Source organism: Wolbachia endosymbiont (group A) of Rhinocyllus conicus (assembly GCF_947250775.1).
Classification (GTDB): Bacteria; Pseudomonadota; Alphaproteobacteria; order Rickettsiales; family Anaplasmataceae; genus Wolbachia.
In genome coordinates this window covers 366,987-378,798 of the sequence record NZ_OX366349.1, presented here as the reverse complement: position 1 = coordinate 378,798, position 11,812 = coordinate 366,987, and the positions used below count along the sequence as shown (strand labels likewise).

Below are 11,812 nucleotides of genomic sequence, written 5' to 3'. Positions count from 1 at the left end.
AGAAGTGATGAAGTAAAGGCTACAGCAATTAAAGATGGCTTAACTTAGCAAAAAAGTGCATAGTATCCTATCACTTTGCTGATTATAAAATGTTTATAAGGATAATAACTTTTCTTTTGCTATACTCAAGCGCGGTTTTCTGTGGTGATTGTAATTTTAATTTACCATACTGTGGGCTCAGTTGTAATCTGGATCTATCATATAGAAATTTAAGTAATATAAAAAAATTGTTGAATAACGACGATAAGTTTGTTGCGCTTACGTTTGATGATGGGCCTTTCAACAATAGAGTAAACGATATTATTAATGTTCTGGAAAGCTATGAAGCAAAAGCAACGTTTTTTGTGCTTGGTGAACGTATAAATAAAAAAACATATGAGATAGTAAAGAAAATCCATGAAGCAGGTCATGAGTTAGGCAATCACTCTTGGTCGCATAGGAAGTTGACATCACTTTCAAGTGAGGAACAATTGCAAGAATTGGAAAAGACAAATACAGCAATTAAAAATGCAATAAAACAAGATGTAAAATGGTTTCGCCCGCCATATGGATGTCATGACGATAATCTGATTGAAAATACTAATAAATTGGATATGTATTCGATATTATGGACAGTTGATTCGCTAGATTGGCAAGGTGATAAACCAGAAGCTTTAGTTGAAAGAGTTTTAAGTAATGTACATAATGGGGCAGTTATACTGTTTCATGATCACAATAACAGATCAAACACAATTGAAGCTTTACCTCATATTATTAAAATACTAAAAAAATCGGGTTACAAGTTTGTTACCTTAAGTGAGTGGGAGGAAAGGGTTTGTAATACGGTAAAAGCCAGAAGTGTAACAATAAAAGAGGGGGAAAAAGTGCGTTTTGAAGGAATGTTATGTGGACAAAAAACAAAGTCTTTAACCGCAGAGCATTCATATTAGGTGGTATTCAGCTTACCATTTCCGCTATTTTTAGCTATAGGTTATATAATTTACAAATACGAAACAGACAAAAGTACGAAGCACTATCTAATAGTAATAGAATAAGAGTCGCTACTATTATGCCTCAGCGGGGCAAAATTTTAGATAGGAATAGCACTGAACTTGCGGTAAACAAAATTTCGTATGTTGTTCTGTTTGATGGGCAAAAAACTTCTGGTGAGGAGGTCGATTTGCAAACATTATCAGAAGTCGAGTCTAAAATAGCAAGATCGTCAGAAACAAAAGTAACTGCTCTTTATAAACGTTATTACCCGTTTGGTTCAATATGTTCTCATATAATCGGATATACAAAAAGACAGCAAGGCATAAACGAAGTAGGAATCAGCGGTATTGAATATACATATGATCATATATTGAAAGGCAAGTCAGGAAAATCTGAGCAGGAAATAAATTCTAAAAAACGCGTCATAAAAGAATTATCAAGCATACCACAACAAGACGGACAAGATGTACAGCTAACAATTGATATTAATCTGCAAGAGAAAATCGCAAAGGTATTTAAAGATCACCAAGGCTCCGCAGTGGTAATTGATGTAAGTAACGGAGAAATTTTAGCACTATATAATTCACCTTCTTACGATAATAATCTTTTTGCAAGTAGACTATCAAATGAGACTTGGGAAAGCTTGAATACTCCTTCATTACCACTTGTGAATCGTGCATTGTCGTATCAAATTCCACCTGGTTCAATATTTAAAGTCATAGTTGCGCTTGCGGGTTTAAAAGACGGGATAATAACACCAGAAGAGAAATTCTCGTGTAAGGGCTATATGAAAATAGGTGAGCGGAAATTTCGTTGCCTGAAAAGCAAAGTCCATGGGTATGTATCTTTAAATGAGGCAATGGCATTATCATGCAACACTTACTTTTATAACATAGGAAAAAAAATAAGTGTAGACTCTCTGGTGGAAATGGCCAGAAAATTTGGTATTGGCGGTGGGTCGCTGATTGGAACGTTTAAGGAAGAAGCTCCGGGATTGTTGCCCGATAGAGATTGGCGCGCACGAAAACTATATTCGCAGTGGTATTTAGGTGACACTATCAACTTAGTTATAGGACAAGGGTATTTGCTTACAACACCACTGCAGCTTGCAGTTCTTGCAGCGAGGATTGCAACAGGAAAAGAGGTAATTCCCCACATTGAAATGAGTAATACAGTGCAAAATTTCCCTGACATTGATGTAGATTATGAGCATTTTAGCATAATTCGAAAAGCTATGTTTGACGTGGTGAATTCTAACTATAGAAAAGGGCTAAGCGGCATACAAATTGCCGGCAAAACCGGTACACCAGAGATAAACTCTAAGGGTGAAAGTCATAAGTTATTTATCGCTTATGGTCCTTACCATAACCCGCGCTACGCAATCTCTGTGTTTATAGAACACGGCAAAGCCCCGCGCCAAGATGTTGCTATGGCTAATGAGATATTTCAATACATGCTTGAAAAGTAACTATAAATATTATGGCTATTACTTGTCGTGTATTATCTTAATATAAACATTAATTTAGTCATAAACTATTGACGAATGATGATAATCTAGTTATTATTAAATTATCATTCTACTAGCGGAAGTTACTCTCAAATGTTTGTTCATGTTAGCTATAAATATTAAGAAATTTACCAAATAAAAAAAAAAGGCAAAGAAGCCCCGTGGTTATTATCCGCTTTAAAATATTGGCGTTTTTTATGTTTTAAAAGCTTGACAAGCGAGATTAAGCTGCTTTTAATTGCAACTAACCTACGCTGCAAATGTTTAAGAAATTTACCAAGCAGAAAAAAAGACAAAGAATCCCCGAGTTAGCTAGTCTTTTACTATCTTTGTCGAGTATTGGCATTTTTTGATGTCTTGTAACGCTTTGTAAGCGCGTTCAGCTTATTTAGATAAAAATCTAGATGTAGATGAAGTTTTGTAAAGACGTACAGTATCTATATACTGCAAAAAATTGAACATAAGACGCCGATACATTAAGTAATCCTTACCTTTTAATCTGCAGATTGGCGAAAGCAAATACAATAGCTTCACTGTCATAATAAGGGGGCTGGAGGAGTTTGTCAAGTGGTTTTTTTGTTTCATCCAACGCGCTGCCAAAAGTTTGTTATGCAAGAATGCATAGTATCCTAGCCATTTCTCACAGATTCATTTAAACTTAATCAAGTAGGAGTATTATTAACGCGAAAAGGGTTCAATTAGAGACTTAAGTGATATGGCGCGTGAGGAAGATATAAACCAATTAGTAGAAAATGGATTTGATATTAACTCAAAAGATGCAAGTGGAATCACTCTCTTGCATAAGTTCACAAAAGAAGGCGATTTAGTTGGAGTAAAATCATTGCTAGAGCACGAAGCTGATTTTAATGTCGTAGACAACGAAAATAGAAACCCACTGCATTACGCCATTATGCATGGACACAAGAAAATTGCTAAACTTTTTGTTAATCAACTGACAATCAATTCCAAGGATAAAAATGGATTCACTCCACTGCACCTTGCTGCACTACAAGATGACACGGAATTAATAGATTTTTTGATAACAAAAGGCGCAAAAATTAATGAAAAAGATGCTAAAGAGGGCTATACTCCTCTTCATATAGCTTCACTATACGGTTCTAAAAAAAGCGTCCAAATTTTAATTGATAGCGGAGCAAATCTCGAATGTGAAGATAACAATTTTCGCACTCCTTTGTTTTTAACTATCTATCAATGCACTGCACATTATGACAGCAGAGCAGAAATTATAGAATATCTGATAAAGAAAGGTGCAAATATAGAAGCCAAAGATGCAGAAAATAACACTACGCTTTTCCTAGCAGCGTATAACAACAAAATGCAAATAGTTAAACTTATTGCAAAAAGACAGCAAGCAAGTAACGATGAAATTAAACTTAAAGAGTTTTTTTGCACAAAAAACAACCATGGTTTTGATGCATTAGATTGCGCTATTGAGCATAATAATAGAAAAATGGTAACATTTCTTGTATCAAAAGGAATAGATGCAAATGATCAAGATTTTAATGGCAACGCCAGGCTGCATAAAGCTAGCCATAATGGTAACACTAAAACAGTTAAGCTCTTATTGAAGCTTAAGGTAAACATTAATGCTGTTACTAAATGTAACAGAACTCCCTTGCTACTGGCAGTTAAAAAAGGCCATACAAAAATTGTGAAAATGTTATTGGAAGTTAGAGCCAATATGAACATTTGTGAGCAACAAGGTTTTGCACCTCTACATCTTGCTGTTCAAAAGGATTATTTTGATATAGCTCAGCTGTTAACAGAAAAAGGTGCAGACCTTAACATTAAGTGTAATAACGGTCATACCGCAATAGATATATTCATTAGCAAGGCTCATAGCAAAAAAAACATCGAAGAAAATTACAAAAAATTTTGTAGATTTTTGATGCTTTACCTGAAAGAGCTACATAGTAAACACAAAGCCTGTTGTATACTTTCAACCCTAGCTCTAAGCTTAACAATTATAGGCTTACCATTTATTTTTAAGCCTATTATTAAATATAGAGAAAGAAGTAAAATATATAAAAAAACTAAGGCTATGCTGGTCTACATTTAAGTACAAGATAAAGTGTGCAAAAAAACATATATAGCTATACCGCCACGGCGCTAACGAGTAGCGGAATGACGAGTTACTATACCGCCGCGAACCGTCATACCGTCACGGTATCTCTAGATCCCGCTAACACGTAGCGGGATGACGGTTTTTCAAATCGTCGGTAAATCTAAGTCAGTTTAGCTATAGCCAGTGTAGGTCAAGCTAATATATGACAATTATCTGCTCGATGAAAACGAAATTAAATACATTTTTAATATTTTTATAGAAATCTATTAGTATAGATCTATATGCTGTTCTAATGGCTATTTTTAAATGCTTAATACTCCTCTTCATTATTTCTTGCACACACCTGCCTACTAAGCAACATCTCACTAATATAGGCAACGAAGATCATCATGATATAGGTGAGCACGATTATTCGTTGCAGCAATACAACACCTCTTTGGAGATTAATGAACCGGCAATACCAGAAATTATGCCTTTACCAATAGAGTTTCCCGATCTCACAATCAGTAATCAGCTTATTTCTATTAATGTTAGTGAAGAAGTATCAGTAAAAGATTTGCTGATTGAGATAGGAAAACTTTCTGACGTTAACTTGGATATAGACCCAAAAATATCAGGTAATATTATTTTAAAGCTAAAAGATAAGAATATAAATGAAGTAATTCAGAGTATAGCAAATAGCGCCAAATTGCGTTACTCAACAAGCAATGGTGTAATTAGAATTGAGCAGGACTTGCCATACGCGCAAAATTATTACGCAGACTTCATTAATATTCAACATTCTGCTCAAAGCAGTTTCGTCATTAGTAACAATATTACTAACAGTGATGGAAGTCACACTGATAGGGACTATAACAATGTTATGAAGTCTCAATACAGTAGTGACTTATGGAATTCATTAGAAAAAGGCTTGAATGCAATAATGGATGTTAACGGGGTGGATGATGGCGAATTCCTTTCATCCAACAGAGAAGCTGGTGTTATTATTTTGAATGCTAGAAAAGATATCCATAAAGCTGTTGAAGAATATATTAATAAGGTTAAGAAATTAGCGTCTTCTCAAGTAATGATAGAGGCAAAAATAGTTGAAGTTGTGTTAGATGACAAATATCTTTCTGGTATAAACTTAAATGACTTACGCGATGGAACTAAGTCTATAATAAATCAAGATAACTCCATTATTAACCTAGCAATGAACTTTGGTGCGAGTGATCTAGGAGATTTAGTAAAAAATTTAGACAAATTTGGCGCTTCAACTGTAATTTCAAGCCCTAGAGTACATGCTATAAATAATCAGCAAGCGATGATTTCATTTACCAAAAACCATATTTATTTTACTTCCGATATACAAAAAGATACTAGAAACTCTAATCAGACCTTAATTACCAAGATGAATAGTGTTCCAATAGGTGTTGTGCTAATAATCCACCCAAGCATTAACATTGATACTAGTGAAATGTTCATGGATATACATCCAACTTTATCAAGAATTAACGGCTACATTAAAGATCCAGATATAGAGTACATCGCACAGCAGAGTAATACCAAATTCCATTACTAATCGAACAAATAAGAAACATTACAAACTCGTTTAATAGTAGTGCTGGAAATACTGACAATAAAATTACACACAACATCTTCAAGTAAGCCTATGGTATCGTAGACTCTGTTGCGTAAAGTATTGTGTTTGATATATTGCCACAACCTCTCAACAGGATTCAGTTCAGGTGAATAAGGAGGCAAGTATATAATGGTAATGTTTTCCTGAAATTTCAAACTTTTTGATCTATGCCAACTTGCACAATCCATTACAAGAAAGGCTTCTTTCGTGCCTAAATCTTTCGACATCTGCTCCAGAAATATATTCATACAATCAGTGTTTACATATGGAGCAAGTAGGCTAATTTCCTTACCGCTTCTTGGATTTACCGCACTGTAGATATAGAAATTTTGTCTACCGATTTTTATTTTAACCTGCGTTCTGATCCCTTTTTTGAACCATCCGTGTCCGATTTTTGAATGAGTTCCAAATCGTGATTCATCAAAAAAATACCTCCTTTTCAGGGTGGGAATTGACTATTTTATTGAAGTATTTTTTAAACTCTTCTTGCTTGTTTTTATCTTGTTTATGGTGCATTGGCCTTGGTGTTATGTAAGAAAATTTCATCCTTTGTATCTCACGGTGCACTGTTGATTTACCGATGTTTAGGTCAAATTCCTCTGAGATTTTTATTCGCACTTCCTTAATAGTAATATTTGGATTTTTTTCTACCCATATTTCAATTTGCTTACGTTGATTTTTGTTTAATTTGCTTTTTCTTCGCCGCTGAGACGGGGCAAATAGTTTTTCTACTCTACCAAATTTTAGATGCTTTATCCATTCAGTCAAAGCAGTCCTTGAAATTTTACATATTCTTGCTACAGCGCTTATACTACTTTCTTTTCCTGCTATTACCGCTTGTAACTTTTTTGAAACATATGCATTATTTCTGACCTTTTTTAACATTTCTTTCGCCAAATTTACAACTTTTTCGTCTAATAGTTTTGACCTTAATGCCATTTAAACCTCGCTATTTCACTTACTTTAGTATAGCTTTTTTTCCATTATCTTCTATCTGTTCTTTGTATAGTGGGAATTGGTATAAAATGAAATTAAATAGCGACATTCCAATTGTTGAAATCAGAGAAATGAACTCTATGTTAAAAATTAAGAGCGGTGAAATTATGGTAATCGGCGGGCTTATAGAACATAGGGAAGATAAGCAAAGCTTTAAAGCTACATTACATCAGAAGTCAAAAAGGCTAGCGAATAACATTAGAACAGTAGAAACTGTCATTTTTTTAAAAGCAACAATCGTACCAACATTTGGTTTGTTAGATAGAAAAGATAAGAATTTATATATATATTAAATCACTACTAAAAATTAAATATCAAACCAACTTCAATATTATGAGTGGATATGTCACCTGCAACAGGTATCGGAACGCTAAAGTAACGATAGCCGAGAAAGGTTTTGACTTCTGGGATTATTGAATAGTTAATACCAAGCTTTATTTGATAAGCAAACCAAGGAACATTAAGTGGCATTGAACTTTGGGGTGATCCATTAATTCTTTTTAATCTAAAAACTGTTGGTCCTATACCAAGGCCGATGTATGGAGCAAATTGCGTATCCTGAAAGCTGGGATTATAATATAAGTTTAACAAAAACGCAAATATACTTGCTGATTTATCAAATACCAGAGGAGAATTACTATTTTCAATATTGGCTCTAGAATACATGGCTTCAAAATCAACTCGGCCATTTTCTCCAGCATAGTAACCTAAAGATATGCTGTTAACCCATTGGAAATCAATTTTACCATCAAATTGCTGTATGCTTTTAATTTCATTTGCCACTATATTTTTTATCATAAAACCATAATGACTTTCAACTAAAGTTAGGACTCTCTCCCCTATTGCCTTTATACCCTTTACAAATGTTTCTGAATTATCATGGTATACCTTACCACCGTTAGCACTAACATAAAAATCAAGTTTTTTTGATTTTTCTTTTGTAGTCTCAGCTTGATCTGCAATACGTGACCACATATTTTTCTGATCAGCTACTTGGAGAATAGAAGGTTGTTCAGTAGGACTACTTTCAAGTTCTTGATATTTTAAATCATTTATTAGTATTTTTTTCTCAGTAACCTCTTCAGAATGCATTACATCTTCATTATTGTCCGTTTCTAGTTTTAAGAGTTGTACTTGCTCAATGTGTGTATTACTAATATAAGTAATAAAAAAATAGACACATGGAATGAAAATCAAAAATAAAGTAATAGATATTTTAGTTATCACAAATGAACCCATAATTATCATTTATAGTATAACTACTATATCATATATTTCTTTAATGTACAAAAATTAAGAAAGAATATTTCCAATTAGATAATTATTTTCCACTCCTTTAACATTAACTTTCACAATACTCTTGGCTTGAGCTTTTGATTCAAGCTTTACTAATGCAAAATTTTCTGTTCTACCGACATTATTTTGCTCAACCAGAACACTTTGTTCAGTGCCTATCAAAGATTGATAAAAGCTACTCATCATTTCTCTATTCATTTCTCTTAAATTTTTTACTCGTTCTTTACGCACATTCTCTGGTACTTGTGGCATTCGTGCAGCAGGTGTATTCTTCCGCTCTGAATATGGAAAAGCATGTAGGTAAACTATATTTGTTTTTTTCAGTAAATCAACTGTATCCTGAAACATTTCATCAGTTTCTGTTGGAAATCCAGCAATAATATCAGCGCCAAATGCTATATTAGGCCTCAAGCTCTTCATTTTATGACAAAATTCTATCACTTGTTCTCTGTTGTGACGACGCTTCATTCTCTTTAGTATTAAATTATTACCAGATTGTAGACTCAAATGTAAATGAGGCATAAGTCTTGACTCATTAGCTATTAAATCCATTAATTCGTCGTCAACTTCAGCAACATCGATAGAGGAAAGTCTTAGCCTCTTCAACTCTGGTATATCTTTTAAAACTCTCCTAATCATTGAACCAAGTGATGGCTTAGCAAACAAATCTGTACCAAAGTCAGTAATATCAACACCTGTAAACACTACTTCTTGATATCCATTTTCTACAAAGATCCTAATTTGCTCTATAATACTGTTTATTGGCACAGATTGATTATTCCCTCTTGCCTCAGTAATTGAGCAAAATGTGCAGCTATGATTACAACCATTTTGAATTTCAATAAATGCCCTTGATTTATCTTCAAATCCATTAATTAGAACAGGTTCTGATTTGTTTACTTGGTTATCACTGACTAAGATTTTATCGTCATTTAGTAAGTAATTTTCAGCTTTTAGCTTATCTTGATTACCGAGCACTTTACTTACACCAGGAATGCTACTGTAAACTTCTGGATCCAACTGAACAGCACAACCAACTACGATAATTTCTTTACTTGGGTCGTTTTTATAGATCTTACGTATTTTTTGCTTTACTTGGCGTTCTGCTTCGTTTGTCACTGCACAGCTATGTACCACAACAACATTTTTTCTTTCTGCTTTTTTTAATGCTTCTTTGATTAACTCACTCTCGTAAAAATTTAGACGACAACCAAATGTTATCACTTCATTCATGCTAGTATTTTTTAGACCTTACAATTTAAATTATATCACACATCCAAGCAAAGTCTCTTGCATGACCATTGTTTTGGTAGATAAATGCTATGCAAGCAGCAGACACTGGGATGGCTTTGTTGCATAGCAACGTAAGTTTTTTCCAGAGTAAATAATTTTATGCGACTATTTCAAATTTAGGCATACCAATTACGTTGCAAATATCATTTTATAAACCCGACTGTTTGTCTCAAACCTATTCTGAACAGATGGGTTATTATATGTATCAAAATTACCACTTTGTTGCTGTAAATATTGTTGCCACCCTGCATTTTGGCCCAATTTCATACCAATTTTCTATGGCTTCGTTGATATCATGAAAAATATTTCCTCTTTTTTCTAGAAACTTGTTATATTCGTTTTGGTTACTGACTCTCATTTTTTGTGGCATATTTATCCTTAAATCGTCATTTTATAATGAATTTAGTCAGTAATCACTAGTTTTTCTGAACGCTATGCAACAAAGCCACCCCAGTGTCATGCTACTTGAACGACAAGAAAAAACCCACTGGGATAACAAGATTGAGATAGACTAGAAATTAAACGCTACTCCAGCTTCTGCACCAACAGTGCTGTAAAGAACTTTGAGCTCCCCTTTGTCTTTGCCTGCAGCAGCATCTTTATCAAAATGAGCACCGTAAGAGCCAAAATAGCGAGCTCCAGCGTAAAGTTTGACTTCTGGAGTTACATCATAACTAACACCAGCTTTCACTTGACCAGCAAAACCAAATTTATAGGTTTGACTATCCACGGCTGTCTTTAAAGGAGTGCTAATACGCGCTGCACCAACACCAACACCAATATATGGAGTGATAGGCATATCTTCAATTGCTATATCGTAATAAACGTTAACTAGTCCTGAAATTGCTGTTAAACTGTCTGCAACAGTATCTGGGTTAAATGCTGCACCTGTAACATCATTTTTGTTTAGCTGTGAATAAAGCCCTTCAACATCAACCCTAATGTCGTCCATTTTGTAACCAAATGCGCCACCACCAGCTATAAAAGACGCTTTTAATGGACTGTAATCACTATTGTCTTTCTTATAGGTAATACCTCCAATGTCTGTGAAAAGAGGTGAAATTTCACCGTTGTATTGCAAACGAACGTAGTAGCTAGTTTCTTCATCACTTATTGGACCAACAGGATCTGAAAAAGCAGAGTTTGATAAACTTAGCAACGTTGCTAAAGCGGCTGCTGAAAAAAACTTTTTATAATGCATAATTGTCCTCGTAAAAAAAAATTAAAATTCCACTTTAGCAGTCTAAGTAACAACTAAAGTTAAGTCAAGTGCTAACTTAATAACACAAAATATTCTACATTTTAACTAATTTTTAGGAGAAGACAAAGATTTTATTAATGAATAAATAGAGTTACACGACTTTTGATTTTTTGGTACAGCTAACACAGGTAAGATTTACTATCGAAAGACCTCGTCACCCCGCTGCTTGTTAGCGGGATCTATAGCTAAAGTAGCTTAGGTTTACCTACAATTTGAAAAACAAAAATTCGTCATTCCGCTACGTGCTAGCGGAATCTATCCGTGACGGTATGACGTAGGACTTGCTGTCATTCCGCTACGTGTTAGCGGCTGAGATACCGCGAATGAATCGCGGTATGACGGTTAATTATTCCGCGCGGGATGACAAGAAAGGAGCAGCAGGATGACGCCTCACCATGTCATTCCAGTGCTTGACACTGGAATCTAGTCCTTATTATGCAGCCTACTTGACACGTTCATTAAAGTTAAGTTTCCTGGATCCAAGTAGTCAGGGCACTGGAATGACAGGGGAAGGTACTAGCCTGACAACCGTCATCCCGCTACGTGTTAGCGGGATCTAGAGATACCGTGACGGTATGACGTAGGACTGCTGTCATTCCGCCACGTGTTAGCGGCTGAGATACCGCGAATGAATCGCGGTATGACGGTTCGTGGCAGCAGACGATAACCTCATCATCCCGCTACATGTTAGCGGATGAGATACCGCGAATGAACCGCGGTATGACGTAGGGCTGTGCTAGCTATAGGCGTATTATATAAAGAAGTACTAGCGTTGAAAAT

At 34.8% G+C, this 11,812-nt stretch carries 9 protein-coding genes and 2 pseudogenes; 6 read left to right on the top strand and 5 right to left on the bottom strand.

The features are described 5' to 3' along the window. Positions 1-89: 89 nt before the first annotated feature. The 4 genes from OOK92_RS01910 to OOK92_RS01895 all read left to right on the top strand — a co-directional run bounded on the left by OOK92_RS01910 (position 90) and on the right by OOK92_RS01895 (position 6,126). Positions 90-929, top strand: a complete 840-nt coding sequence (locus OOK92_RS01910) for a polysaccharide deacetylase family protein (RefSeq protein WP_264736065.1) — start codon at positions 90-92, stop codon at positions 927-929. Next, positions 884-2,440: a penicillin-binding transpeptidase domain-containing protein gene (locus OOK92_RS01905; protein ID WP_264736064.1), complete on the top strand. Its 1,557-nt coding sequence runs from the start codon at positions 884-886 to the stop codon at positions 2,438-2,440. Before OOK92_RS01910 ends, OOK92_RS01905 begins: the two co-directional genes overlap by 46 nt. Before the next feature lie 754 nt (positions 2,441-3,194). Beyond that, on the top strand, positions 3,195-4,559 hold the full coding sequence (locus OOK92_RS01900; protein ID WP_264736062.1) for an ankyrin repeat domain-containing protein: 1,365 nt from the start codon (positions 3,195-3,197) through the stop codon (positions 4,557-4,559). Between the two features lie 298 nt (positions 4,560-4,857). Continuing rightward, positions 4,858-6,126, top strand: coding sequence for a type II secretion system protein GspD (locus OOK92_RS01895; RefSeq protein ID WP_264736061.1), 1,269 nt, complete (start codon positions 4,858-4,860; stop codon positions 6,124-6,126). Here OOK92_RS01895 and OOK92_RS01890 read toward each other — a convergent pair. Further along, positions 6,123-7,125 (bottom strand): IS630 family transposase gene (locus tag OOK92_RS01890; protein WP_264735405.1). Its coding sequence is split into 2 segments (ribosomal slippage): positions 6,123-6,614 and positions 6,616-7,125, totalling 1,002 coding nucleotides; the frame shifts between segments, so codons are not numbered across the junction. The genes OOK92_RS01895 and OOK92_RS01890 overlap by 4 nt on opposite strands. Before the next feature lie 80 nt (positions 7,126-7,205). Between OOK92_RS01890 and OOK92_RS01885 the strand changes: the two are divergent. Continuing rightward, positions 7,206-7,475, top strand: a pseudogene (locus OOK92_RS01885) (type II secretion system protein GspD); the annotation flags it as partial. 7 nt (positions 7,476-7,482) lie between these two features. Here OOK92_RS01885 and OOK92_RS01880 read toward each other — a convergent pair. The 4 genes and pseudogenes from OOK92_RS01880 to OOK92_RS01865 all read right to left on the bottom strand — a co-directional run bounded on the left by OOK92_RS01880 (position 7,483) and on the right by OOK92_RS01865 (position 10,972). Then, positions 7,483-8,409 carry an outer membrane protein gene (locus OOK92_RS01880; protein ID WP_264736060.1) on the bottom strand — a complete coding sequence of 309 codons (927 nt, stop codon included), beginning with the start codon at positions 8,407-8,409 and terminating at the stop codon, positions 7,483-7,485. 66 nt (positions 8,410-8,475) lie between these two features. Beyond that, positions 8,476-9,711 carry a tRNA (N(6)-L-threonylcarbamoyladenosine(37)-C(2))-methylthiotransferase MtaB gene (mtaB, locus tag OOK92_RS01875; protein ID WP_253309241.1) on the bottom strand — a complete coding sequence of 412 codons (1,236 nt, stop codon included), beginning with the start codon at positions 9,709-9,711 and terminating at the stop codon, positions 8,476-8,478. A 206-nt stretch (positions 9,712-9,917) separates the two neighbouring features. Next, positions 9,918-10,141 (bottom strand): annotated as a pseudogene (locus OOK92_RS01870) (transposase); the annotation flags it as partial. Between the two features lie 141 nt (positions 10,142-10,282). After that, entirely contained in the window at positions 10,283-10,972 is a 690-nt protein-coding gene (locus OOK92_RS01865; protein ID WP_264736059.1) for a P44/Msp2 family outer membrane protein, read from the bottom strand. Positions 10,973-11,427: 455 nt separating this feature from the next. Here OOK92_RS01865 and OOK92_RS01860 point away from each other — a divergent pair, with 455 nt between their 5' ends. After that, positions 11,428-11,592: a hypothetical protein gene (locus OOK92_RS01860; protein WP_264687755.1), complete on the top strand. Its 165-nt coding sequence runs from the start codon at positions 11,428-11,430 to the stop codon at positions 11,590-11,592. The last annotated feature ends 220 nt before the right edge of the window (positions 11,593-11,812 follow it).